Origin of the sequence: Erythrobacter sp., assembly GCF_036351135.1 — a bacterium.
GTDB lineage: Bacteria > Pseudomonadota > Alphaproteobacteria > Sphingomonadales > Sphingomonadaceae > Erythrobacter.
On the sequence record NZ_JAZBON010000013.1, the window covers coordinates 138,422 to 163,921 of the forward strand.

General features: G+C 64.0%; 22 protein-coding genes. 11 read left to right on the forward strand and 11 right to left on the reverse strand.

The window, feature by feature from the left end:
• Positions 1–26: 26 nt before the first annotated feature.
• From obgE to V2I30_RS04230, 3 genes are read left to right on the forward strand one after another with little or no spacing between them, the layout of a single operon-like run.
• Positions 27–1,085, forward strand: coding sequence for a GTPase ObgE (gene obgE / locus V2I30_RS04220; RefSeq protein ID WP_330660829.1), 1,059 nt, complete (start codon positions 27–29; stop codon positions 1,083–1,085).
• The gene (proB, locus tag V2I30_RS04225; protein ID WP_330660830.1) at positions 1,070–2,197 is read left to right on the forward strand and encodes a glutamate 5-kinase; all 1,128 of its coding nucleotides are present in this window, start codon (positions 1,070–1,072) and stop codon (positions 2,195–2,197) included. Before obgE ends, proB begins: the two co-directional genes overlap by 16 nt.
• Positions 2,194–3,105: an NAD-dependent epimerase/dehydratase family protein gene (locus V2I30_RS04230; protein WP_330660831.1), complete on the forward strand. Its 912-nt coding sequence runs from the start codon at positions 2,194–2,196 to the stop codon at positions 3,103–3,105. The genes proB and V2I30_RS04230 overlap by 4 nt, the downstream gene beginning before the upstream one ends.
• A 22-nt stretch (positions 3,106–3,127) precedes the next feature.
• On the opposite strand, the gene V2I30_RS04235 is transcribed toward V2I30_RS04230, so the two are convergent.
• The 10 genes from V2I30_RS04235 to V2I30_RS04280 all read right to left on the reverse strand — a co-directional run bounded on the left by V2I30_RS04235 (position 3,128) and on the right by V2I30_RS04280 (position 12,447).
• On the reverse strand, positions 3,128–3,919 hold the full coding sequence (locus tag V2I30_RS04235; RefSeq protein ID WP_330660832.1) for a phosphoadenylyl-sulfate reductase: 792 nt from the start codon (positions 3,917–3,919) through the stop codon (positions 3,128–3,130).
• Positions 3,916–4,416, reverse strand: a complete 501-nt coding sequence (locus V2I30_RS04240) for a DUF934 domain-containing protein (protein ID WP_330660833.1) — start codon at positions 4,414–4,416, stop codon at positions 3,916–3,918. Before V2I30_RS04240 ends, V2I30_RS04235 begins: the two co-directional genes overlap by 4 nt.
• On the reverse strand, positions 4,409–6,037 hold the full coding sequence (locus tag V2I30_RS04245) for a nitrite/sulfite reductase (RefSeq protein WP_330660834.1): 1,629 nt from the start codon (positions 6,035–6,037) through the stop codon (positions 4,409–4,411). The genes V2I30_RS04240 and V2I30_RS04245 overlap by 8 nt, the downstream gene beginning before the upstream one ends.
• Positions 6,037–6,336, reverse strand: coding sequence for a DUF2849 domain-containing protein (locus V2I30_RS04250; protein WP_330660835.1), 300 nt, complete (start codon positions 6,334–6,336; stop codon positions 6,037–6,039). Before V2I30_RS04250 ends, V2I30_RS04245 begins: the two co-directional genes overlap by 1 nt.
• Positions 6,333–7,088, reverse strand: coding sequence for a uroporphyrinogen-III C-methyltransferase (gene cobA / locus V2I30_RS04255; protein ID WP_330660836.1), 756 nt, complete (start codon positions 7,086–7,088; stop codon positions 6,333–6,335). Before cobA ends, V2I30_RS04250 begins: the two co-directional genes overlap by 4 nt.
• A 93-nt stretch (positions 7,089–7,181) precedes the next feature.
• Positions 7,182–8,222 carry a mechanosensitive ion channel family protein gene (locus V2I30_RS04260; RefSeq protein WP_330660837.1) on the reverse strand — a complete coding sequence of 347 codons (1,041 nt, stop codon included), beginning with the start codon at positions 8,220–8,222 and terminating at the stop codon, positions 7,182–7,184.
• 23 nt (positions 8,223–8,245) lie between these two features.
• Positions 8,246–9,349 carry a mechanosensitive ion channel family protein gene (locus tag V2I30_RS04265; RefSeq protein WP_330660838.1) on the reverse strand — a complete coding sequence of 368 codons (1,104 nt, stop codon included), beginning with the start codon at positions 9,347–9,349 and terminating at the stop codon, positions 8,246–8,248.
• Positions 9,346–10,599, reverse strand: a complete 1,254-nt coding sequence (gene metC / locus V2I30_RS04270) for a cystathionine beta-lyase (RefSeq protein WP_330660839.1) — start codon at positions 10,597–10,599, stop codon at positions 9,346–9,348. The genes V2I30_RS04265 and metC overlap by 4 nt, the downstream gene beginning before the upstream one ends.
• Complete coding sequence (locus V2I30_RS04275; protein WP_330660840.1) at positions 10,596–11,459, reverse strand: sulfurtransferase; 864 nt, start codon at positions 11,457–11,459, stop codon at positions 10,596–10,598. The genes metC and V2I30_RS04275 overlap by 4 nt, the downstream gene beginning before the upstream one ends.
• A 52-nt stretch (positions 11,460–11,511) precedes the next feature.
• Complete coding sequence (locus V2I30_RS04280) at positions 11,512–12,447, reverse strand: hypothetical protein (protein WP_330660841.1); 936 nt, start codon at positions 12,445–12,447, stop codon at positions 11,512–11,514.
• Positions 12,448–12,517: 70 nt separating this feature from the next.
• On the opposite strand from V2I30_RS04280, the gene V2I30_RS04285 reads away from it, so the two are divergent.
• The 8 genes from V2I30_RS04285 (at position 12,518) to V2I30_RS04320 (ending at position 24,557) form a co-directional block, all read left to right on the forward strand.
• Positions 12,518–12,907 carry a hypothetical protein gene (locus V2I30_RS04285; protein ID WP_330660842.1) on the forward strand — a complete coding sequence of 130 codons (390 nt, stop codon included), beginning with the start codon at positions 12,518–12,520 and terminating at the stop codon, positions 12,905–12,907.
• Between the two features lie 188 nt (positions 12,908–13,095).
• On the forward strand, positions 13,096–13,569 hold the full coding sequence (gene queF, locus V2I30_RS04290) for a preQ(1) synthase (protein WP_330660843.1): 474 nt from the start codon (positions 13,096–13,098) through the stop codon (positions 13,567–13,569).
• 513 nt (positions 13,570–14,082) lie between these two features.
• On the forward strand, positions 14,083–15,972 hold the full coding sequence (locus tag V2I30_RS04295; RefSeq protein ID WP_330660844.1) for a cadherin domain-containing protein: 1,890 nt from the start codon (positions 14,083–14,085) through the stop codon (positions 15,970–15,972).
• 111 nt (positions 15,973–16,083) lie between these two features.
• A complete protein-coding gene (locus tag V2I30_RS04300; protein WP_330660845.1) occupies positions 16,084–19,173 on the forward strand; it encodes a beta strand repeat-containing protein in 3,090 nt (1,029 codons plus the stop codon).
• Positions 19,174–19,294: 121 nt separating this feature from the next.
• Positions 19,295–19,453 (forward strand): hypothetical protein, encoded by a 159-nt coding sequence (locus tag V2I30_RS04305; protein ID WP_330660846.1) that lies wholly within the window; start codon positions 19,295–19,297, stop codon positions 19,451–19,453.
• Positions 19,454–19,461: 8 nt separating this feature from the next.
• Positions 19,462–21,117: a TolC family protein gene (locus tag V2I30_RS04310; protein WP_330660847.1), complete on the forward strand. Its 1,656-nt coding sequence runs from the start codon at positions 19,462–19,464 to the stop codon at positions 21,115–21,117.
• Between the two features lie 3 nt (positions 21,118–21,120).
• Positions 21,121–23,394 carry an ATP-binding cassette domain-containing protein gene (locus V2I30_RS04315; protein ID WP_330660848.1) on the forward strand — a complete coding sequence of 758 codons (2,274 nt, stop codon included), beginning with the start codon at positions 21,121–21,123 and terminating at the stop codon, positions 23,392–23,394.
• A complete protein-coding gene (locus tag V2I30_RS04320; RefSeq protein WP_330660849.1) occupies positions 23,391–24,557 on the forward strand; it encodes an HlyD family type I secretion periplasmic adaptor subunit in 1,167 nt (388 codons plus the stop codon). Before V2I30_RS04315 ends, V2I30_RS04320 begins: the two co-directional genes overlap by 4 nt.
• 36 nt (positions 24,558–24,593) lie before the next feature.
• On the opposite strand, the gene V2I30_RS04325 is transcribed toward V2I30_RS04320, so the two are convergent.
• Positions 24,594–25,490, reverse strand: coding sequence for a LysR substrate-binding domain-containing protein (locus tag V2I30_RS04325; protein ID WP_330660850.1), 897 nt, complete (start codon positions 25,488–25,490; stop codon positions 24,594–24,596).
• Positions 25,491–25,500: the final 10 nt, after the last annotated feature.

A 25,500-nucleotide genomic window follows, 5' to 3' on the forward strand; every position in this document is an offset into this window, starting at 1 on the left:
GACCTCGCTTGCGATTAGGGGAAGCCATGCATTTTCTCGACCAGGCGAAAATCTTCCTCAAATCGGGCGCGGGCGGGCCGGGCGCGGTGTCGTTTCGGCGTGAGAAATATATCGAATATGGCGGCCCCGACGGTGGCAATGGCGGCAAGGGCGGAGACATCGTGTTCGAGGCGGTGCAGGGGCTCAACACGCTGATTGACTTTCGCTATGCGCAGCATTTCAAGGCGGCGCGCGGCGGCCACGGGATGGGCAAGGACCGCACCGGTCCGGGCGCGAAGGACCTCGTCATTGAAGTGCCGGTCGGAACGCAAATCCTGTCCGAGGACAGGGAGGATGTGCTCGCCGACTTCACCGAGGTCGGCCAGCGTGTGACCTTCCTGGAAGGCGGGCTGGGCGGGCGCGGCAACGCCTCCTACAAAAGCGCGACCAACCGCGCCCCGCGCCAACATCAGCCGGGCGAGCCGGGCGAGGAGATGTGGGTCTGGCTTAGGCTCAAGCTGCTCGCCGATGTTGGCCTTGTCGGACTTCCCAATGCGGGCAAGTCGACCTTCATCAATGCCGTCTCCAATGCGCGGGCCAAGGTCGGGCACTATGCCTTCACCACGCTCATCCCCAAGCTCGGCGTGGTGCGACACAAGGGACGCGAATTCGTGCTTGCCGACATACCCGGCCTGATCGAAGGCGCGGCTGATGGCGCGGGGATCGGCGACCGGTTTCTCGGCCATATCGAACGCTGCCGCGTGCTCATCCACCTGATCGACATTGCTGGCGAGGATCCGGCACAGGCGATGCGCGTCGTGCGCGAGGAGCTCGCCGCCTATGGGGCCGGGCTCGAGGACAAGCCGCAGCTCGTCGCACTGAACAAGCTCGATCTTGCGGATGCAGAACTTGGCGCGGCCTTCGCCGACGAGCTGCGTACGGCAGGAGCGGACGAGGTTTTTACGGTGTCGGGGGCCACCGGTGAGGGTATCGAGCCGCTGCTGGACGCGGTTTTGACCTATCTGCCCGATCGCACGGCGACCGAGACCAATGCCGCCGAAATTGAGGAAAGCGAAGAGGACGGCGACGAATGGTCGCCGATCTGACTGGCTTTGCCGACTTTGCCCGGGCGCGGCGATTGATCGTCAAGGTTGGCAGCGCGCTGCTGGTGAACGAAGGCAAGCCGAACCGCGATTTCCTCGCCTCGCTTGCGGACGATCTCGCGGCGGCGCGGGGGCGCGGGACGCAGATCGTCGTGGTCAGCTCGGGCGCAATCGCGCTCGGCGCGGCGCGGCTGGCGCTGAATGCAAGACCCCGCGCGAACCTTGCCGATGCGCAAGCCGCAGCCTCGATCGGGCAGGTGGCGCTCGCGCAATTATGGGCGCAGGCACTGGGCGAGCACGACCTGATCGCAGCGCAAATGCTGGTGACGCTGGGCGACCTTGAAGATCGGCGGCGCTACCTCAACGCCGCGGCAACGCTCGAACGGTTGCTGGAGGCGGGTGCGGTCCCGGTGGTGAACGAGAATGACAGCGTGGCGACCGAGGAAATTCGCTTCGGCGACAATGACCGATTGGCGGTCCGGGTGGCGCAGGCCTGCGGCGCGGACGCGGTGCTGCTTTTGTCCGATGTCGCGGGGCTCTACGACCGCAACCCGGCCGAGGAAGGCGCGCGGCTGATCGAGCGCGTCGAAGGGGTGACACAGCGGATCGCGGCGATGGCGGGCGGCGCATCGCCGTCCGGCATCGGCTCCGGCGGAATGGCCGCGAAGCTGAAAGCCGCTAAGATAGCCGAACGCGCCGGGATCGTCCTCGGCATTGCAGACGGAACGCAGTCCGCGCCGCTGTCGCGCGCCATCGATAGCGGGCGCGGCACCCTATTCCTGCCCGTCCGCAGCGACAATGCGCGCAAGGCCTGGCTTGGCGGACGGATCGCGCCGGAAGGGGCGTTGCATATCGATGCGGGATGCGCCGCCGCGCTCGGCGACGGGGCCAGTCTGCTTGCGGCCGGCCTGACCCGGATCGAAGGCGAGTTTCAGCGCGGCGCGCTCGTCAGCCTGCACGGACCGGACGGCGAAAGGTTGGGCCAGGGCCTCGTCGAATACAGCGCCGCCGAGTGCCGGGCCCTGCGCGGATCGAAACAGGATGAGCAGCCGGAAATACTGGGCTACGCGCCGCGCGCCGCGGTGGTTCACCGCGACCATATGGTGCGGATATGAGGATCGCGATTACCGGGGCGACCGGCTTCGTGGGGCACGCCGTGCTCGAGGAAGCGCTTGCGAAGGGCCACCGTGTGAGTGCGCTGACCCGCCGCGAACAGCGACCGCGCGAACGCATCGCTTGGGTGCGCGGAACTTTGGACGACACCGACACGCTCACCGCCCTTGTCGAGGGGGCGGAGGCGGTCATCCATGTCGCAGGACTCACCAATACGCGCAATGTCGAGCGGTTCGATGCGGCCAATGTCGAAGGCACCGCCAATATGCTGGCCGCGGCGCGGGAGGGCGGCGTGAGCCGTTTCGTCTTCGTCTCGAGCCTGTCCGCCCGCGAGCCCGATCTGTCCGCCTATGGCGCTTCCAAAGCGCGGGCCGAAGCGCTCGTGCGCGAAAGCCGCCTCGACTGGACGATCGTGCGTCCGCCCGGCGTTTATGGGCCTGGCGACCGCGATTATCTCGAGCTGTTCAAGGCGGCGAAGCTGGGCGTCGTCCCGGTTCCGCCAAAGGGGCGTAGTTCGCTGATCCATGTCGAGGATCTCGCGCGATTGCTGGTAGCACTTGCCGCACCGAATGCGTTGGCGCGCGGGGCGACCTACGAGCCCTGGGACGACAATGCCTTCGGCTACGAGCACAGGGAACTGGCGCGCATGATCGGCGAGGCGGTCGGAAATCCCGGCGCGGTCGCGGCGCCATTGCCGGCGCCGGTGATGAAACTCGGCGCGCAATTGGACGGCCTCCTGCGCGGCAACAAGGCGAAGCTCACGCAGGACCGCGTCGGTTACATGCTGCACGAGGACTGGGTGTGCGATCCGCGCAAGGCCCCGCCGCGCTCGCTGTGGCACGCGGTGTGGGATGGCGAGGCGGGTCTCGCTATGACGGCCGAATGGTACAAGGCCGAGGGCTGGCTCTAACAAGCGCCCGAGCGAGCGCGGTCTACAGGAACGGTTCCTCGCCCGGCTTGTGAATGCCGCATTCGGTCTTGTCCCAGCCCTTCCAGCGGCCCGAGCGAGGGTCTTCGCCCGGCGCCACCTTGTGGGTGCACGGCTCGCAGCCGATCGAGGGAAAGCCGCGCGCCACCAGCGGGTGACGCGGCAGATCGTGCGCTGCGAAATAGGCGGCGATATCCTCGGCGCTCCAATCGATCAGCGGATTGATCTTGAGCCGTCCCTGCGCGTCGGAATTGTCGATCTCGAAACGCGGGAGATTGGCTCTCGTCTGCGACTGAAACGCCTTGCGTCCGGTAAAGCTCGCATCGTACCGCGCGAGCGCCTGCGCCAGCGGCTTCACCTTGCGAATTTCGCAGCACCCGTCGGGATCGTAGGACCAGCGCAGACCGCTCTCGTCCTTTTCCGCAAGTTCGACGATATCGGGGGTGAGGTTTATCAGGTTGGTAAGGCCGAGCCGTTCGACCACCTCGTCGCGGTAGCGCAGCGTCTCGGCAAAATGCTTGCCGGTCTCGAGAAACAGCACCGGGATGCCCGGATCGACTTCGGCGAGCAGGTGGAGGAGCACCACGCTTTCGGCACCGAAGCTGGAGACGGTCGCGACATCGCCGGCGAGATCGCCGCCGATCACGCCTTCGAGCATCTCCTGCGTCGAGGAACCGCGAAACATCCGGTTGAGGCGCACCGCGTTGTGCTCGTTGAAGCGGGGGGTCGCATCTAGCCGATCGAGCGCGCGGGCGCGCGCTTCGCCTGTGGTGAGCGGCGCTTCGGGTTTGTTCATGCGCCCGCTCCGTGGCGCTTTTGCGCGATGGTGCGCCATGCGCCGAGCTTCGTATCCACCGCGTGCTGATAGACGTTGTCCCAGGTCGCCAAAGCGCGCTCGGCGTCCGCTTCGCCCAGCGGTCGCTCGGGGGCGAAGGCGTCGAAGCCGCAGCGGCGCATATGGCTCAGCTGGTCGACGCCGATATCGCCGACGGCGCGCAATTCGCCGCGATAGCCTTCCTCTCGCAGGATGCGGGCGGCGGAATAGCCGCGTCCGTCGCCGAAGCTCGGAAAATTGACCTCGACCAGAGTCAGGCGAGCAAGATGGGGCAGGAGCTCGCGCGTATCGTCGCCTGGCTCGATCCGTACCGCACTCGCATCGGACTGCGCGAGGAAAGCGTCGACCGTCACGGTGGCATCGCCCGCCATGTCGTCCTCGCGAAAACGGAACTGCACGGCGTCCGGACTGGCACCGAGCGATCCGGCTTCGCTGTCGAAAGCGTCCCGGTCAGCCATAAAGCGCCTCCTTGAACGGCTCCATGCCGATCCGGCGATAGGTGTCGAGGAAGCGTTCCTCGCCCTCCTTGCGCTCAAGATAGACGTCGGTCACTTTCTCCACCGCCTCGATCACGCCGTCCTCGGTGAAGCCGGGGCCGGTGATCTTGGCGAGACTGACATCCTCCGCCTCCGAGCCGCCGAGCGAGAGTTGGTAGTTTTCGACGCCTTTCCGATCGACGCCCAGAATGCCGATATGGCCAGCGTGGTGGTGCCCGCAGGCATTGATGCAGCCCGAGATCTTAAGCTTCAATTCGCCAAGCTTTTCGGTCTTGCCCGCTGCATCGAACCGCTCGCTGATACGCTGCGCAAGCGGGATCGAACGGGCATTGGCGAGGCTGCAATAATCGAGGCCGGGACAGGCGATCATGTCTTCGATCGTGTCCATGTTGGACGCGCCGAGGCCTGCTTCATCGAGTGCGGTCCAGAGCGCGGGAAGATCCGCGATCCTGACATGGGGCAGAACGACGTTCTGCGTGTGCATAATGCGCAATTCGTCGAAGCTGTACTCCTTGGCGAGCCGCGCCATCAGCCGCATCTGCTCGCCGCTCGCATCGCCGGGGATGCCGCCGACGGGCTTCAGCGAGATGACGGCAGAGACGTAGCAGTCATGCTTGTGGCGATGCGTGTTGTTGCGCAGCCAGAGCGCGAAATCGGGGTCGGAGCGATCGACCTGCTTCGGCCCATCCTCGAAGGGTGGTTCGGTGAAGAAGCCCTTGATCCGTTCGAGCTCTTCGCGCGGCGGCTCGACGCCGACTTTGAGCAGGTGCGCGAATTCCTCCTCTACCTGGCGGGTATATTCCTCCGCGCCAAGCTCGTGGACGAGGATCTTGATGCGCGCCTTGTACTTGTTGTCGCGGCGGCCGTAGCGATTGTAGACGCGCAGGCAGGCCTCGGCATAGGTGACGAGCTGATCCAGCGGGACGAACTCGCGGATCATCGGCGCGATCATCGGGGTGCGGCCCATACCGCCCCCGACGAAGAAACGCGCACCTATTTCCCCGTCCCGCTCGACGATCTGAATGCCGATATCGTGCAGCCGCATCGCCGCGCGGTCCTTTTCCGCGGCAATCACCGCGATCTTGAACTTGCGCGGCAGATAAGTGAATTCCGGGTGAAAGCTCGACCACTGGCGCAGCAGCTCGGCATAGGGGCGCGGATCGACCAGCTCGTCGGCGGCGGCCCCGGCAAAGTGATCCGACGAGATGTTGCGGATGCAATTGCCGCTGGTCTGGATCGCGTGCATCTCGACCTTGGCGAGATCGGCGAGGATTTCGGGCGCGTTGGCGAGCTTGACCCAATTGTATTGCAGGTTCTGCCGGGTGGTGAAGTGCCCGTAGCCGCGATCGTATTTGTCGGCGATATCGCCGAGCGCAATCAACTGTCTGGAGTTGAGCGTGCCATAGGGGATGGCGACGCGCAGCATATAGGCGTGAAGCTGCAGGTAGAGCCCATTCATCAGGCGAAGCGGCTTGAACTGATCCTCGCTCAACGACCCGTCGAGGCGGCGACGCGTCTGATCGCGAAACTCCTCGACGCGGGCATCGACCATGGCCTGATCGTAATTGTCGTATCGATACATCAGATCACCCAGTCGATGGCTTCGGGGTCTTTGGGTTTCAGTGTCAAGTCGGGCCGGACGGTGGGGCCGAGCGCGCGGATGCGGTCCTTGATATGGGCGGGGCGGATGCTGCCATCCTCCTCGCAAGTGGCTTCGATGACGTAAGGCACATTGACCCGGCGCGCCGCTTCCTCGGCGGCAAGGATCTCCTCGGCCTTCTCGCCTGCATCGATGGCCTCGTCGACATGGCGCGACCAGCCGCTGCCGGTCCACCACACGACATCGCCCGTCTTGAGGTCATTTCCGGTGAGTATTCTCACGCCGCCGCCTCCGCCGCCTGCGCGGCGAGCTCGGCATCGCTGCGCGCAGTGACCTCGCCGATCACGATCAGCGCCGGGCTGCCGATCCGATGTGCGGCAACCAGATCGGGCAGTTCCGCCAACAGCCCCCGGATCATGCGCATCTCGGGACGCGAGGCGTTTTCGACGATGGCGAGAGGCATGTCGGGGGAAAGGCCGTCCGCCATCAGCTTCTCCGCAATCTGTGGCGCAGTCTTGACGCCCATATAGATGACGAGCGTGCGGCCCTTGCCGGCGAGCCCGGTCCAGTTCTGGTCGGACAGTCCCTTGCATTGGCCCGCGACGAAACTGACGATACTGGCGGCGTCGCGGTGGGTGAGCGCGATCTGCGCGGCGGCGGCGGCTGCATTGGCGGCGGAAATGCCGGGCACGATCTCGACCTCCACGCCGCAGGCACGGGCAAGCTCCGCCTCTTCGCCGCCGCGCCCGAAGATCAGCGGATCTCCGCCCTTCAGCCGCACGACGTCGCGTCCCGCCTTCGCCTCGCGGATCAACAGGCGGTTTATCTCGTCCTGCGGCAGCGTGTGGTGCGAGCGTTTCTTGGCGACGGAGATAAGCCGCGCCGAGGGCGATGCGAGGGCGAGAATGTCCGCGCTCACCAGCCCGTCATGAACGATGATCGATGCGCGCTCGATCAGCCGCGCGGCGCGCAGGGTGAGAAGGTCGGGATCGCCGGGCCCTGCGCCGACGAGATAGATGGTGCCGTTCTCCATAGCCCAAGCGAGATGGCTCGGCCGGGCAAAGCGCGCCAGCGAGAATGGATTGCCCCGCCGCAAGCAGAGCTATCGCCCGTGCGGCTAAGGCCGCTATTCGGGTTGTGCCTGCCGAGCGGTCATCAGTTCGACCAGCCTGTCGAGCTGTTCCGAGGAGCGCAGATGCAGGTCGCGCTGCGGGAAGGGGATTTCAATGTTGTGCTCCTGGAACAGATCCCAGATGCGCATGTAGACGTCGCTGCGGATGTTAGCGAGGCCCTCCTCCGGGTCCTCGATCCAGAAGCGAACCTCGAAATTCACCGAACTGTCCCCGAACTCCATGATGTTGACGCGCGGCTTGGGGCGGGTGAGAACGCGGTCGGTGTCGTCGACCGCCTGGTAGAGCAGTTTGGTGACCAGCCTGAGATCGCTGTCATAGGTCACGCCCACCGGCGCCTTCACGCGAACGTCGCGGCTGGAATAGCTCCAGTTAACGACCTGGTTCACCATCAGGTTCTCGTTGGGGATAAGGTGCTCGGTCTGGTCGCGGGTAATGACCGAAATCGCACGGATGCCGATCTTGCGGATCTGGCCCACCGCCTCGTTGCCCGCTTGATCGGTGACCGAGATAACGTCGCCCGGCTTGATCGACTTGTCGAGCAGCAGCAGAATGCCCGAGATCAGGTTGCCGAAGGTCTTCTGCAGGCCGAAACCGATGGCAAGGCCGAAGGCGCCGCCGAAAAAGGCAAGCGCGGTGAGATCAATGCCGACGAGATCGACCGTCATGAAGAAAGCGAGCGTCCAGATGAGGATGGTCGCGATCTTTTCCGCAAGCACCTTTTGCGCCTCGTCGAAGCGTGAGGCATCGCGCAGCAGCTTGCGCGCGATCCGGGTGGCGAACCAGGCGGCGGTGATGACCAGGCCGACCGTCGCCAGCAGGAACAGGACGTCGAACACGGAGATACGGACCGAACCGAGCGTCAGCGCCCAGCCGTCGAGCGTCGTGATCAGCGCGCCGAGCGTATCACTCTGTGCCGCGAGCCCTTCCTTCGCACCCTCGGCGACGCTGACAATCTCCTCCTCTGGCGCAGCCTCCTGCGCCAAGCTCCAGACCTGTTCGGGCGCGGGCGGCGTCTCGGCTGCCGGCGTTTCCACGGCTGGGGGCGAGGGCGGCGCGCTCACGGGCGGGCGTCACCGCGCAGCGCGTCGATCAAATCCTGCATCTGAGGCCCGTCGCGCAGGTTCAGATCGCGCTGCGGGAAGGGGATCTCGATGTCGTTTTCCTTGAGCAGCCACCACAGGTTCTTGAGCACTTCGCTGCGCACATTGCCCACGCCCTCTTCGGGATCGACAATCCAGCAATGGATGATGAAGTTGACCGAGCTGTCGCCATATTCGGTCATCCAGACCGTGGGGGCCGGGGATTTGAGGACGCGCCGCGCCTTGCCGGCCGCTTCGAGCATCAGCTTCTCGGCCAAGTCCATATCGGCTTTGTAGCTGACCCCGACATGGACCTGCATGCGGACATTGCGCGAAGAATAGGACCAGTTCTCGACCTGATTGATCATCAGGTTTTCGTTGGGGATGAGATATTCGCGCTCGTCCCTGGTCGTCACCGAAACCGCGCGGATGCCGATCTTGCGGATCTGGCCGAAAGTTTCCTGCCCCGCCGTGTCGGCCACCGCGATGACGTCGCCGGGTTTGATCGACTTGTCGAGCAGCAGGATGATCCCGGCGATGAGGTTGCCGAAGGTCTTTTGCAGGCCGAAACCGATGGCAAGGCCGAACGCGCCGCCAAATACCGCAAGCGCGGTCAAATCGACGCCGATCAGGTCGATCGCGATGAAGAAAGCCGCCGCCCAGATCAGGATAGAGATGAGCTTTTCGGCAAGCAGAACCTGCGATCCCGATAGCCGCGTGAAGCGGTGAAGCGCTCCGCGCACCGCCCGCGTCAGCAAGAAGGCGACAAAGACGAGCAGCGCGATGCCGCCGCCCACCACCACCATATCGAGCACCGAGATGCGGAAGGTGCTGGTTTCGAGCGCGACCTGATCGAGCGAGGACAGGACATCGCCAATGGTCTCGTTCTGCTGAGCCACACCCTCGACGATATTGTCCGCGGCGCTGACTTCGATCGGGCCTTCGCGCGGTGCCTCGCTCGCGGCCGCTTCCGGCTCGGGCGCGAGGGGCGAAGCGGTTGCGGGTTCGGCGGCGGCGGGCGCAGGCGACCCTTCGCCCGGGGGCGCGGCGGTCGGTTCTGGCGTCGGGCTCGCGGGCGTCATTTCTCGTCCAGGCGGGCAAGGGCCTGATCGAGATCGGCGATCAGGTCGGCAGGTGTCTCCAGACCGATCGATAGGCGAACCGCCGGGCGAGCGCCAGCCTCCCCCGCCGCCTCGCCCTTTGACCCTGTCGCCCGTGTCGGCGGGGTCATGGCGCTGCGATGATGGTCGGGGAAGATCGGGAGGACGAGGCTTTCGAAGCCCCCCCAGCTGTAGCCGATACCAAACAGTTCGAGCGCGTCCGCCAGCCGGCCGCTCGCCTCCGGATCCCCGCTCGCCAGAACGAAGCTGAAGAGCCCGCATCCGCCGGTGAAGTCGCGTTTCCACAGATCGTGACCGGGCGAGCCGGGCAGCATCGGGCACAGTACCTGTTCGATCCGCGGATGAGCGTCGAGCCAATTGGCGATCTCGAGCGCGCTGGTGGTGGAGCGTCCAAGCCGCAGCGGCATGGTGCGCAGGCCTCTTGCGGCGAGCGCGGCATCGTCGGGCGAGACGACCTGCCCCAATTGCTGCGAGGTCCGGCGCAGCGCGCGGTACCAGCGTTCGCCCGCGCTCGCGCAGCCCATCATCAGATCGGAATGCCCGCCTACATGCTTGGACAGGCTCTGCACGCTGATCTCGCAGCCATGTTCGAGCGCGGCAAAGCCGAGGCCGCTTGCCCAGGTGTTGTCGATCAGGGTGACTGCGCCCGCATCGCGCGCAATGGCGGCGAGCGCAGAAACGTCGCACACTTCCATCGTCAGGCTGCCCGGGCTTTCCAGCCAGACGGCGCGCGGATTCTCGCGCTCTACCAGCGCTTCGAACGCGGGTATGTCGAGCGGGTCGAAAAACGTATGCGCCATGCCCAGCCGTGCAAGCAGCCCCTGGGCCATCGCACGCGTGGGGTCATACGCATTGTCGCTCATCAGCAAGCGATCGCCCGGTTTGAGCACGGACAGCAGCGCCCCCGCAATCGCCGCGACGCCGCTGGGATAAAGCACGGTCCCGTGCGCGCCCGGCTCGATCGCGGTCAGCGCCTCCGCCAGTGCCCATTGCGTCGGCGCGCCGCGCCGTCCGTAGAAGAAGGCGCCGTCCTCGTTCCCCTTGAGGGCGGCCTTGCGCGCCGCCTCGCTCTCGTAAAGATGGGTCGAGGCGCGCCAAACCGGCGGATTGACGACCGGCCCGGTCCAGCGCGGGTCGCGACCGGCTTGAGTTACGCGCGTTTCCGCGCCGCGCGTTTTGCCCCCGCTCTTCCCCGGGCCCTTGCCGCTCATGCGGGACCTTGCGCCTTGGGGGTTGCGGGATCGGCCTCCCATTCGAGCCAGCTGCCGTCGTAAAGCCGCAAATCGTCCTTGCCTGCAAGATGCGCGGCGAAGAGTAGCACGCAGGCGGTGACCCCGCTGCCGCAAGTGGTGACGATCGGACGGTCCCAGTCGATCCCGGCCTCGGCGAACAGCGCGCGTAGCTCGGCAGGCGAGCGGTAGGTCCCGTCCGCCGCGAATACCTTGGCGAAGGGAAGGTTGAGCGCTCCCGGAATGCGTCCGTTGGCGCCGCCATGCACGGGGTCGATACCGCTGCCGAAAACCCGCTCTGCGCTGCGCGCATCGAGCACCTGTTCGCGGCTGCTGTCCAAGTTTGCGAGCATGTCGGCCTTGGTCGCGACGCGGTCGGTCTGTGCGAGAGCCAGCTCGGGCGCATGGAGCGCGGGCGCGAGGCCTTGGTCGAGTGGGCGACCTTCCTTGCGCCATTTGACAAGGCCGCCGTCGAGGATGGCAACATTCGTTACGCCATGCGCGGCCAGCATGAACCAAGCGCGCGCCGATGTTCTGATATCGCTGTCGTCGTAGAGCACGATCCGCGTCTCCGGTCCGACGCCGAGATCGGCGAGGCGGGCGGCAAGGTCGCGGGGATTGGCGAGCGCCGCCGGAACGCTCGATTTCCGGTCGGTCAGGCTGGCGAGATGCAGAAACCGCGCGCCGGGGATATGACCGCGCTCGAACTCGGCATTGGCATCACGTCCGGTCGCGGGGAGGTGAAGCGAGGCATCGAGGATGCACAGGTCGCTCTCGCCGAGCGCGGCGGCAAGCTCTTCGCAGGATATGAGGCTTTGGCTGCGCGGCACATCGTCGGTCATCACGTGTGGCGTTAGCGCGCCGCCCCGTCCTCGCCAAGTCAAGCTGTACGTATCAGCCGGATCCTGCGACGTAGGGTTCAGCCGGCATTGGGGCTCCGACTGGATCGATAGCCTGCGCGCGCAGCGGGGGCAGCCCGCCCGGCGGTTCGTCGAGAGGCAGTGGCTGAACCCGCCCCGGCGCACTCGTACTTGGCGTTCCGACCACGAAACTGCGCTCGATCGGCTCACCCTCGGCCGATCGAACGGCGATATGGAGCAGCGGAATCGCCAGCGGCCGTCCGCTTTGCTGAAGCGGGACGATCGCAGAAAGAGGAAGCTGGAGCCGGCCGGAAACGCGGCGGCTCTGGTGCGGGGCGATCCGCTCGATCCGGTCGATGGTGCGGCGCTCGGCTACGGGCGGGATCGAGGCGTCTGCTCCACTGCCGCGCGGATCGACGCTGGCGAGAGAACCCATGACCGCGACGTCGCGCAAGGCCCTGTCGGAGCGGTTCGCGATGTCGAGGCTGAACTCGATAGTCAGCTGCATGAAACTGCGCGACCCTTTGATGATCTCCAGCCCCAGCTCGATCGATTTGCCAGGAGCGCCGTCCGGACCGAGCGGCGGAACCGGCTCACGATTAGCCGGTGCTTTTCCCTCGTTTGCGTCGGCGCGCGTTCGCGTGGGTCGCGGCATAAGCTCGACCGGTTGCGCCGCCTTGAAGGATCGCAACATCCCGGCCATCACCCGCTGGTCATCGCCATTACCATCAGCCAGCGCGGCGCGGCGTCGATGCAAGATCCAGGCTACCGCACCTGCTGCGGTTAGGAAGGTGGCGAGCAGCGCGGCCCACCATGCACCATCCCAGCCATCCTGCATCGGCGCCGTACCGATTGCCGCAGCGGAAGGCGGCGCCGGCGAAGCGGAGCCGTTCGCCGGAATTTCGGGTTCGACATCGTAGAATCCGTCCGATCCAGGCGCGGGCGCAATGGCAGGATCATCGCCTAACATATCGAAGCCCGGCCGGGCGGTTGGAGCGTCCGGGCCCGGTGACGGCGCGGGGGCCGCAGGCGTAGAGGCCGTGGGGGCGGATGACGCCGTACGCGGCGCGGTGCGTGCAGGTGTGGGCAGGGTGGTCGGAGAAGGGGAGGGCCTCCCGGTCGGCAGCGGCTGCACCGTCGCCCTGCCGGGCCCACCGCTCGTAGAGGGCGCCGTGGAGGAAGGACGCGACGTAGAGCGGGTCGACGCCTGCCCCTCGATCGTACGCGGCGCGATCGGGACGCCCGCTCGCTCGTCCGCCGGGCCCTGCGGGGCGGGCGTCGGTGTTGGTGTCGAAGTGGATGTCGGGCTCGGCAGCTCGAAATTCTGTGGTGACGTCTGCGCGCTGGCCGCCACGCAGACTGCCGCTATCGAAACGACGATGGCGAACAGGGCGGCGCGCATGGATCGCGGCGAGGTAACGCGTGGGTAAGGTCGGGGGCGGACAGACATGGTTCGAAACGAGGATCTCTTTGGTGTGATGGAAGCGGGCAAGGCGGGCCGCCGCACGATATTCACCCAAGCTGCTTTGCGAGGGCCGAAAGCGATGCCCCGCCTTTCGTCTCAAAGCGTTTTAACGCGCTTGCAACCCCACGCCAACCACGGCAACAGCTGCCGCCTATGACCAACCCTCCCGAGACGCCCTCCGGCACTCCCGCCTTTCTCGGCCAGCAGACGCCACTCCCCGCATCGCCGCAGGAGGCGCAGCTCGATTACGTGCCCAATCCGCGAGCCGGCGCGCTCTACATGGTCCGCTTCGTCGCGCCCGAGTTCACCTCGCTGTGCCCCGTTACCGGTCAACCCGACTTCGCGCATCTCGTGATCGACTATGCCCCGGACCGCACGATCGTCGAATCCAAGAGCTTGAAGCTCTTCCTCGGCAGCTTTCGCAATCACGACGGTTTTCACGAGGACGTGACCGTGGGCATCGGTCAGCGGCTGTTCGAGGAGATGGCGCCCCACTGGCTCAGGATCGGTGGCTACTGGTATCCGCGCGGCGGCATCCCGATCGATGTGTTCTGGCAAAGCGGCGCCCCGCCCGAAGGGTTGTGGTTGCCTACTCAGGACGTCCCTTCCTATCGCGGCAGGGGATAGCCCCACCCAGTTCGTCTCAGATTTGCCCGCGTTCGGCGCAACATTGTGCGCAGTATGATCGCCGGGATAAGCCTCATATCACTGTCGGCGATGAAAAACGGCCTGATTCTCGTGGCTTGTCCCTTCTTCATCACAGCCAACACGGGAAGGTTTGCGGACAGAATGTCCCATTCGAGGGCGACTTCGGATAAAAAGTCGACAATTGATGCGTTTATGGCACACCAGCGCTCGATTGAGCTTTGCGCAACTGCGCGGCCCCCCGTCGTTCCCTCGGTAGGGCTGCCATAGTCGACCAGACCGGCCCCGCCCCCGTAGAGCCGCCTATCGCCGAAACCGGGCGTTCATGCGCCGGTTTACGGGTGCATACTGCCGCTTTTGCCGTTGACATCCACGACGCAGTTTCGTTTAGGAGCACTGCCAACTGTCGCGGATGTTCGGTCCGTGCTCAGAACAGGTGCCAATTTTGCCGCACCGCACAATCGCGGCAAGCACGAAATAACAAGGGAGCTTTCAGTGAGCGAACAGCACAACATGGGCTTGGACGCAGAAGGCGAAGTCGTTGATCTCGAGGCAGTGCTGACTGCCGACAACGCCGAAGCCAATCCTGACATGGACAGCGAAGAAGCCGAGGCGGTAGCCGAGGGAGAGGCCCCTTCGAAAGAAGCGGCCAAGGCGCAGAGCGGTCTTGAGAAACTCGTGGAAGAGCGTCTTGCCCAGCGCGAAGACGACAATCGCGACGAAGAGAGTGCTGAAGGCGAAACTGAAGAAGAGCAGGTTGCCGAAGCGGCAGCTGCCGGCGGCGGCGAAGCGGGCGAAACGGTCCAGGTTGCCGACATCATCAACGGTCTCGACGGCGTTTCGGAAAGCTTCGTGCGCGCCAGCGAACCGCTGACCGGCGGTGCGAACCTGCTCGGCGACGACAATGACGGCGGCAGCATCATCCTTGCGATCGGCGCGATCGGCCTTGCCGCCGCCGCTATTGCATTGGTTGCAAGCGGCGATGACGACGACGATCTCCCGCCTCCGCCGCCTGCGAATGAGGATCCTGTTGCGGGTGATGACGCGGCGGTTGTGATCGAGGGCGAGACCGTCATTGGCGATGTATCGGTCAATGACACCGATGCCGACGGCGACACGCTCACCTACAGCCTCGCCGATGACGTCGACGGGTTGACGCTCAACTCGGACGGCACCTTCACCTTCGATGCGTCGGACGACGAATACGACGATCTTGCCGATGGCGAGACGGAAGACGTGACCGCGACGATCAATGTCAGCGACGGTAATGGCGGTACGACGACCTCGACCCTCACCATCACCGTCACGGGCGTGAACGATCCCTCGGTTATCACTTCGGATGCGTTCTTCGATGTCGACGAGAACACGGCGGTCGGAACGGTGGTCTTCACCGCCGAGGCGACTGATATCGATACCGACGACGTCGTTGCCTTCTCGCTCACGGGCGCTGATGCGGACCTGTTCGACATTGATCCGGTGACGGGAGAAATCTCGGTCGCCGGACCGATCGACTTCGAGGACGACGACGAGTTGGACATCACGCTCAACGCGACCGATCTTTCGGGCGAAGTGACGAGCCAGGACATCGTCGTAACGGTCAACGACGTGGACGATACGCCGACCCGGATCAGCCTCGACGTCGACAGTGACGGCAACCTTGCCACGCTCGAGCCGTTCAGCGGCGACGGCGGTGACATCGGCTTCAGCGACTCCGCCGATATCGCCAGCAACGTCGAAATTACCGATTTCGAGGTTGGCGACACGATCTCGGTCGATACCGACACGTCGAACTTCAGCTTCACGACGAACAATGATGGTTCAAGCGACGATTTCGACGATCTCGTGATCGCGTTCAACAACGATGGCGTACTGTCGCAGATCCTTATCCAGGACGCGGTCCCTGCCGGATCGTTCGTGTTCGACGAAGCTTCGGCCGAAGCTGCCTTCGGTGCGGACTTCTTCTTCGAAGGCGATGCGCCGCCTGCACCGCCGCCCCCGCCTGCGCCCACGACGCCCGGCGAGGACGGTGCGGTTTCGCTCGATCAGGACGATGATGCCAGCGTTGCCACCGGGTTCCGCATTGATGCCGGCGCCGGAGCTTTCCGCTTTGAGGATGATTCCGACACTGCGAACAGCATTATTCTCGAGGACGTGTCGGCCGACGATCTGATCGTCTTCACCAACGGTGATCTGGACGATTACTCGTTCACCACCTCCGGAACCGACCTGATCGTGACCTTCAACAATGACGGTGTGCTCAACACGGTTACCCTCGAAGATGCTGTGTCGGAGGACGATTTCGTTTCCGACGAAGCGTCGGCTGAGGCGGCGCTCGGAAATGCCTTGAACGAGGGCGTGCCGCTCGACTTCTTCCAGGATGGGTAGGATTTAAACTTACCCACATCTGACTAATCCCGGTTGTAATCGCCACTATGGCGGTTACAACCGCGGCCGGTGGGCCGAAATCAAATTATTCGTTAGGGAGTTAAACGAATCATGGAACGCGATCTTCTCATTCTTAATCCGGGGAGCACGACTGCGCTCGCCGGAGGCAGCTTCAATATCATCGGCACCACGGGTGACGATGAAACCGTTATTCTGGCGCCCGCCGCCGGTACCGACCTCAACGTCCTCTTCGATCCGTCCTTCAACGGCGGTGACAATGTCATTCGCTTCGAAGGCGATGCCAGCGAGTACACGATCGCGCGCAGCGGTTCGTCGGTCATCATCAGCGGCAACGGCGTCACGGCGACCATCCCGGTCGGCCTCGATGCCAACTCGATCCAGTTCGACGATTCCTCGTTCGCTCTGTCGTTCAACACCACGACCAACAGCATCGAACTCGACGACGACGACAGTGACGACGTCCAGACTGTCGACAGCACGCCGACCACGATCGGTGTGGACGACGTCAACGACGCTCCGAACGCCGTCGATGACACCGACACGGTGACCGAAGGCCAGACCACCAGCGGCAACGTTTCGCTGAATGACAGCGACCCGGACGGCGACACGCTGACCTACACGCTCGCCGCTCCGGTGGACGGCCTGACGCTGAATGCCGATGGTTCCTACACCTTCGACGCCTCTGGTTTCGAAGACCTCGAGGAAGGTGAAACCGAGACCGTCACGGCGACCGTGGTCGCCAGCGATGGCGAGCTCACCGATACCTCGACCCTGACCATCACCGTCCAGGGCGGCGATCCGGCTATTTCGGTCGACAGCCCCACCGCTTCCGAAGCTGCGGGTTCCGTGACCTTCACCATCACGCTGGACGAGCCGAGCAATGGTTCGACTTCCGTGAACTTCACGACCGTTTCGGGTTCCGCGATCGCCAACCAGGACTTCACGCCTGTTTCGGGCACGATCGTGTTCGTGAATGGCCAGCAGTCGGCGAACGTGACGGTGCCGCTCCTCAACGACAGCGTTGTCGAGGGTGACGAGACCTTCACCCTGCAGGCCAACATCCAGGGCAACATCGTCGCCACCGGCACGGCCACGATCACCGACGACGACGCACTGCAAGTCGCGCTGACCACGGGTATCGACGATCTGGAGGGTTCGGACAGTGCCGAAAACTTCACGTCGAACAATGTCAATCAGATTACCCTGAACGACGGTGATTTCATCGATGGTGCAGGTGGTGAGGATCGTCTCACCATCACGTCCGACGGCGATTTCTTCGACAATTTCATCGTGCAGAATGTCGAGACTATTGCCATTTCGAACAACGAGAACTTTTCGTCATTCGACTTCTCCGGTGTCAGCGGTCTCGAAACGATCCGCGTTCGCAACACGACGGACGGGGTCTTTATCTTCGACGCCGAAGCATCGGATGTTTTCCTCACGAACGTTTTTGACAACGCAACGGTAGAAATCGATTACCTCGCTTCGGAAGTTGCAGGTGCGGGCACGGCCGTCACGCTCACTGCTGACAACGTCACTTCCGGCTTCGTATCGCTCGGAAGTGGGATCGAGAACCTCGATCTCGTCCTGAATGGGCTTTTCGATGTAAACACTCTCGATGTTTCCGACGCGTCGGATATCGACATCACTGGTTCGGGTAATGCTACGGTTGACAACAACTTCGGTGCTGACACCAAGACGGTCGATGCTTCGGGCGCTACCGGTGCGCTGACCTTCAGCTTCTTCGGCACCGAGCTCACCTATCTCGGTTCGGCGGGTGCGGATACGATCGATCTCAACAGCATCGGCACTGTTACCGCGGCGTTCAACGCCGGGGACGATGTTGTGACCATTGATCGTACACTCACCGACGACGACTCGCTCTTCGGCGGTGTTGGCACGGACACCCTGATCTCGAATGCGGATCAGGACGATGACAGCTTCACCAATGTCACTGGCTTCGAGGTTCTCGTTCTCAATGACTCCGATGCGACGCTTGGTGAAGAGGCGGCTCAGGCCGGGATCAACACCATCCAGTTGAACGGTAATTCGACCTTCGACGCTGACGACGACTTCACGAACGACCTGACCGTGGTTCTCAGCAACGGCGTGGACAACACGTTCACGACAGGCGTGGGTGACGATACGATCGATGGTAGAGATGGTGACTTCACGATCGGCTTTGGTGACGACATCGATGCCGGCGATGGTGACGACACCGTGCTCCTGGACGGGGACGCGGATCTTTCCAACATCACCGGTGTGGAAAATGTCGACGTCACCACGGACGATGACGATGCCGACATCTTCGTCGACACCGAAGATACCGATGTGGAAACGCAGACGATCACGTCGAACACCGGCACGGGTGCCTTCACCTTCGACGGCACAACGGCAACGTCTGACCTCATCGTTTCGTCGACCTCGACCAGCGATAGTGAAAGCATCGGCACTGGCCTCGGTGACGATGTGATCCGCGCCGGCGACGGTGACTCGTTCATCAGCAGCAGCGATGGCGACGACGCCATTAACGGTAATGGCGGCGACGACACCATCGATGGTGGAAACGGTGCCGACGTGATCCTCGGCGGCGCAGGCGAAGACGAAATCGACGGCGGCGACGGCGACGATGCACTCTTCGGTGGCAGCGACGCCGACGTGCTGTTCGGACAGGACGGCGACGACATCCTGCATGGCGGCGGCGATGCCGACTTCCTCGAGGGTGGCGACGGTGCCGATACCTTCTTCTATCTCTCCTCTTCGGAAAGCACCGCCGGAGGCATCGACCTCATCAATGACTTCGATGTGGCAGAAGATAACATCGACATCTCCGGTCTTCAGGACGCTGCCGCGCAAGGCCTGACGATCAACCTCCTCGACGGCAACAGCGCCAGCGTGACCAGCATCGCCTTTGCCAACGGGACGCTCGCTGAAGCTGCGATTGCTGCCCGGGCGAATGACGGGAACCTCGACGTCGCTTACGACGGCACGTTCCTGTACTTCGACGTCAACGATGATGGTGACATCGTGGCTGGTGAGGATCTGGTTATCGAAGTCGGTACTCTCACCAATTCGGCGGACATCGATGTCGGTGACGGCGACACGGTCGACGCCAGCGATGGACTGGACACCGTCGAAGCGCTGATCGATCCCTTCACTCTCGCGGAAGTTACCGCCTGATTGTGGGTTAACATGACGCTCATATGAGCCTAGGTAGGGCCGCGGGGATTTCCTCGCGGCCCTTTCCTTTTGCCAGGCGCAAGAGAGCGGGTCCCTGCGACCAGACGTTAGACGGGATCATATGTCCAAGACCAAGCGTGACTTGCGCTTTTCCGTGCGCGGATCGAAGAACGGCAAGCCTTTCGAACTCTACACCGACACGCGCGAGAACGCTGATCGGATCGCGTCCGACTTCGCCGAGCAGGGCGCGGTCGACGTCGTGGTTTCCGAAACCAACTGACCTTCTCAATGACACAGGCGCAATCAGGAGGCACCCGGCTCACCAGGGCACGGGTGCTCGCAGTCGTATCGCTCGGCGTGGCCACTGCGGGCTTCGCGGGCGGCGGCATGCATGCTCGCGCGGCGACATTTCCCGCGTCCCTCTCCGACATCGCCGCGCTCTCCGATGCCGCGCTCGGGACTCTGGTCGCGACAGACGCGGGCGGCGTGGGGCCACGCGCCGATCTTGCGCAATTCGGCGCACAAGAGGTTTCCGAACCCGGCAGGCGCCGGGCGGGCAATGGCGCCGCCGATATCCAAGCGATCGATCCGGATGCGAACATGGACGACACGCCCCAGGGTGATGCGCCGATCCGGCTCGGCGAGGTCGAGGATGTCTTCCCGCCCGCTTCCGCCGAGCTCGATCCCGAAGCGCCTCCCGCAACCGATCCCGACGGGGTCGCCGAGGTCTATGGGCCCCCTACGCAGAGAGAGGCGATCGAATATCCCGAGGGGGTGCCGCCCGATCTGGCGCTCGGCGTCGCGCTCGCGCTCGACGAATATCCCGCAATCCGCGCCGCGCGGCTCCAGGAAGAGGCGTCCGACCAGGAAGTGCGCGCGGCCAAGGGCCAGCGTCTGCCCACGGTCACGGTCGATGGTCAGGGCCTTGGCGGCGGCACGGCGATCGTCGAGGACCAGCAACTGGCGCTCAACGTGACGGTGCTGCAACCGCTGTGGTCCGGGGGCCGGATCGACGCCGCGATCGATCGCGCGCGCGCGGCGCGTGAGGTGAGCCTCGCGCAGACGCTTGAAACCGGAGAGAGCATCGCAATCCAGACGATTAATGCCTTTTACGAGGCGCTGCTGGCCCGGCGGCGGATGCTCGCGCTCGAGGAGGGCAACAACCAGCTGACCGATCTCGTCGGCTCGATCGAGCGGCGGGTGGATCAGTCGGTCAGCCCGCGTGCCGATCTCACGCTGGTCCTGTCGCGGCAGGCGGAGATCCAGCGGCAATATCAGGTCGCGCAGGCGACGTTCCTCTCCGCGCGCGAGACCTATCGCCAGTTCACCGGGCAGTTCGACTATCGGCTCGACGAAATCCCGCCCTATCTGGGCGAGGCCGCGCATCCCGATCTCGACACTGCGATCGCCGACGCTGAGACCTGCAATCCGCTGTTGCGCCGCCTCAACGCCGAGGCCGTGCTGGCCGAGGCCGAGGTAGAGGTCGCGCAAAAGGAGCTGTTTCCGACGGTCAGCGCGCAGCTCAGCCGCAACGAGATCACCGGCACGCGCTACGGCATCGTCGTGCGCTCGGCGCTCAATAACGGCCTGTCGCAATTCCGTCTGGTCGACGCCTCGCGCGCGCGGCAGTTGCAAGCGAGCACCAACATTCTCACCGCTGCGCGCGAGACCAGAGTCCGCTTGACGGAGGACTTGCTTCTCAATTATTCGAGCCGCGAACAGATACCGATCGTGCGCACGGCTGTCGAAGCCGCGAGCGATCTGACGGTCTCCTACAGGAGGCAGTTCGTGGCCGGACGGCGATCCTGGCTCGACGTCGTCAACGCGGTCCGTGAGGAAATCACCGCGGACCTCAATCTAGTCGATGCAGAAACCTCGGCGATGGCCTCGGGCGCCCGCATTTTGATTTACACGTGCCGGTGGACGCCGGCGATCGGGAGTTGATTGGTGAAACTTGTCCAGCTGATCGAGGAACTCGCTCGGTTGCGGTCGGTCGGCCTTTCGCCCGGTTGGGCGGACGGGCTGCCCACGCGTCCGGCGCCTGCGGATGAGCCGGCGGAAGCCGAGGCAGATATCGCGGAGTCCGATCGCGCCCTGATCGTGCCCGAGGGCGAGGTCCGGATCGACGACGAGGACGGCGGCCATGCCGAGATCGAGAGCGAGGAGCTTCCCGCCTTTCTCGACGAAGAGCGACAGGCAACCCGCGCGGCGCTGGTCGATCTGAGCGCAGCGCTCGGTTGGCAGGCGCCCGCATTCCGCGAAGACGTGCCCAAGGCGCAGGATTTCCCGCAGCTCGCGTTGGTGCGCGGCGAGGGATGGGTGATCGCGCTCAGTCCCAATGTCAGCGGCATGATCGAGACGACCGGGCTGGTCGGCGGCACCAGGCCGGTCGCGCCCGACGATATCGAATGTTTCGCCTTTCCGATCTTCCCCATGCCCGTCTCCCACAAGGTCGAGGGAGATGAGAAAACGCCTTCGGCGAAATCGATCTTCATCAATTCGCTGATGAAGCGCAAGAACGTTTTCGTGACGGCCATCCTGGCAACGCTTTTTGCCAATTTCCTCGCGTTGATTACCGGTCTCTATTCGATGCAGATCTACGACCGCGTCATTCCGCGCAGCGGCTATGCGACGCTGATTGCGCTGACGCTGGGCGCTGCGATCGGTTTGATGTTCGACTTTATCCTGCGTTCCACCAGGGCGTTGATGATGGAGCGCGAGGCGGCACGGGTGGACGAGGAAGTGTCCGAGGTGTTCTTCTCGCGCACGCAGAACATACGGCTCGATGCCCGCCCGCCGCAGGTCGGCACGCTCGCCTCGCAGCTGCGCGGAATCGATCAGATCCGCAGCCTTATGAGCTCGTCCTTCCTGTTTCTGGTCGCCGACTTGCCCTTCGCACTGTTCTTCATCTTCGTGATCTACTTACTTGGCGGCGTGGTCGCAGTGGTGCCCTTGGTCGCATTCCCGATCAGCCTCGGCCTCGCATTTCTCTTCGCCTATCTGATCCGCGCGGACACCGACAAGGCGCAGATCACCGGGAACCGCAAGAACGGGATGCTGGTGGAATCGCTCGACGCGGCCGAGACGGTCAAGGCCAATGGCGGCGACTGGATGATGCTGGGCAAGTGGAACCAGCTGGTGCGCGACGTTCATGATTACGAAGACCCGATCAAGCGGACCACGGCGGTCGCGGCGAGCATCTTCAGCTCGATCCAGCAGATCGCCTATATCGGCCTGATCGCATTCGGCGCCTATCTGGTGACGCAGGGCAATATGACGATCGGCGCCTTGATCGCCTGCGGCATCATTGCCGGCCGGGTCAACGGTCCGCTCATTTCGGCACTCCCGAATTTCATCGTCCAGGCGGGCTATGCGCGTTCGTCGCTCAAGGCGCTCGACAGCATCCTCGCGCTGCCCAACGACGAAACCACGCGCGACCGTTTCCTCCGCCCCGATGCGATCGAGCCGCGGGTTGAGGTTAACAATCTGACCTTCGCTTATGGGGAAGATTCGCCGGTGCTCGATGTCGGGCGGCTGCGGATCGAGCCTGGCGAGCGCGTCGTCATCATCGGCGGTATCGGCTCGGGCAAGAGCACCTTGCTCAAGACGCTGGCGGGTCTCTATCAGCCGACGCAGGGGCAGGTGCTGGTAAGCGGGATCGAGGCCTCGCAAATCGCGCCCGATATCCTTCGCCGCAATGTCGGCTATATTCAGCAGGAGCCGCGGCTCCTCAACGGAACGCTGCGGGAAAACCTCATCCTAGGTCTGCGCGATCCGGGCGACGAGGCGATCATCGAGGCCGCCAACAAGACGGGCCTTGCGCGTATGATCGCGTCCAATCCGCGCGGGCTCGGCCTGAAGATTTCGGAAGGCGGCCGCGGGCTTTCGGGCGGTCAGCGGATGCTGACGCTGCTCACCCGCCTGATGCTGCTGAATCCCAAGCTTCTGCTGCTCGACGAGCCGACCTCGAACCTCGATCAGAACACGGAAGCGGTGGTGCTGCAGCAGGTGGTCAACCTCGTGGGCAAGGACAAGACGATGGTCATGGTTACCCACAAGCTGCCGCTGGTGCGGCTCGGGACGCGGGCGATCATTATGGCGAACGGCAAGATCGTCCACGACGACACACCGGAGAAGACGCTGAGCAAGCTGCAAGTTCGCACTAACGCCAAGAAGCCCGCGAAGCAGCAGGGCATCCAGAGGAAAGCTGCCGGTCAATGAACGATCCCACCCACTCGCGACGTTTCAACATGTCGCGGGTCATTATCATCGCAGTCGCGCTCGTCATTACGACGGCGGTGGTGTGGTCGATTTTCGCCCCGCTCGATCAGATCGCGCGCGCGCAGGGGCAGGTCATTCCGACCTCGCGCGTGCAGGTGATCCAGAGCCTCGATGGCGGGCAGATCACCGAGATTCGCGTGCGCGAAGGCGACCGCGTCAAGGCGGGCGATCTTCTTGTCGTGCTCGACAAGGTCAAGCTCGGCGCGTCCGTCGAAGAAACGCGCGCGCGTGTCGCCGCGCTCACCGCGACGATGTCGCGCATCGAGGCGGAGCTGTTCGAACGGCCGTTGCGCTTCGAGGCGGTCAGCCTCGAATATCCCGAATTCGTCAATAATCAGCGCGCGCTCTATGCCCGACGACGCCAGGCGCTTGCGAGCCAGATCAGCAGCCTCGATCGCCTATATACGATGGCCGGCGACGAGCTCGATCTGAACCGTCCGCTCGTCGAGACGGGCGATGTCGCCGCGGCGGAGATCATCCGCATGGAGCGCAGTCAAGAGGACATCCGCCGGCAGCAGGCGCAGGTGCAGGATCGTTACGTCCAAGATTTGCAGACCGAATTTACCCGCACGCAGGAGGAGCTCGTCAGCGCCGAACAGGAACTGACCGCGCGGCAGGATGCGCTTGAAAACGCCGAGATCTTTTCCCCGGTGGATGGGATCGTGAAGAATGTCCGCCTGACCACGGTAGGCGGCGTGCTTGGCCCCGGTGACGAGGTGATGACCATCGTGCCACTCGATAATGAGTTGATCGTGGAGGCCCGGGTCTCGCCGTCCGACATCGCCGAGGTCAAGGTGGGGCAGCCCGCCGAGGTCAAGTTCGGCGCTTATGACGCCAGCATTTATGGCGGCGCGAGCGGGGAGGTCATCCTGGTGAGCCCGGATACGCTGACCGATCAGACGTCGGAGGGGCCGAGCGACCCCTATTACCGCGTGCAGGTGCGCAGCGACACGTCGACCATGCGCCCGCGTCCCGGCGAGACGATCGAAATCCAGCCCGGCATGATTGCGACGGCGGAGATCAAGATCGGCACGCAAACCGTATTCGAATATCTCTCCAAGCCGATCCTTAAGACTGCGGACGAGGCTTTGACCGAGAAGTAGGTGGCGCCAGGCGATCGCCTGCCAGCCCTCTTATGCTCAACCGGCGCGCAATTCCTCGGCTAGCAGCTTGAAATCCGCCTCGCGCGGCGAATTCTTGCGCCATACGAGGACGATCTCCCGGCTCGCCGTCTCGCTTTCAACCGGGCGTGCAACGACATCCGTATTGGCCAGTATACCGGCTTCGATCGCCATTTCCGGCAACATTGTGAGCCCGAGATCGTTGTCGACCAATTGCACCAGCGTGTGCAGGCTGGTCCCGATCATGCGGGCGTTGGCGCGAAGTTCGGTGCGGTTGCAGGCCGCAAGCGCGTGATCGCGCAGGCAATGTCCGTCCTCCAACAGCAGCAGCCGCCCCTGATCGATCATTTCGGGCGGAACCCGGTCGGGCGGATTGCGGGGGCTTCCTGCAGGAAAAGCGACGAACAGGCGGTCTTGCGCGATATGTTCGACCTCAACTTCGCCGGTGTCGAAGGGGAGGGCGAGCAGCACGCAATCGACCCGTCCATGCTGCAGTGATTCGATGGCATCGTGGCTGGTCTCTTCGCGCAGCATCAATTGCAACTCGGGTCGCTCGGCGCGAAGGCGGGGGAGAAGGCTCGGCAAGAGGAACGGCGCGATCGTCGGGATGACGCTCATCCGCAGTTCGCCCGAAAGCGGCTTGCCTGCCGCCTGAACGAGGTCGGAAAGTTCCTCCGCCTCGCGCAGCAATCGGTTGGCCTTGGCGACGACCTGATCGCCCAAAGCCGTGAACCGGACGACACGGCGCGAGCGTTCGACCAGCGTTACGCCGAGCAGAGATTCCAGCTCCCGAATGCCTGCGGACAGGGTCGATTGCGACACAAAGCTTGCATCCGCCGCTCGCCCGAAATGGCCGTGTTCGTGCAGCGCTACGAGATATTGCAGCTGCTTGATGGTGGGGAGATAGGTCGACATCGGATGGAGC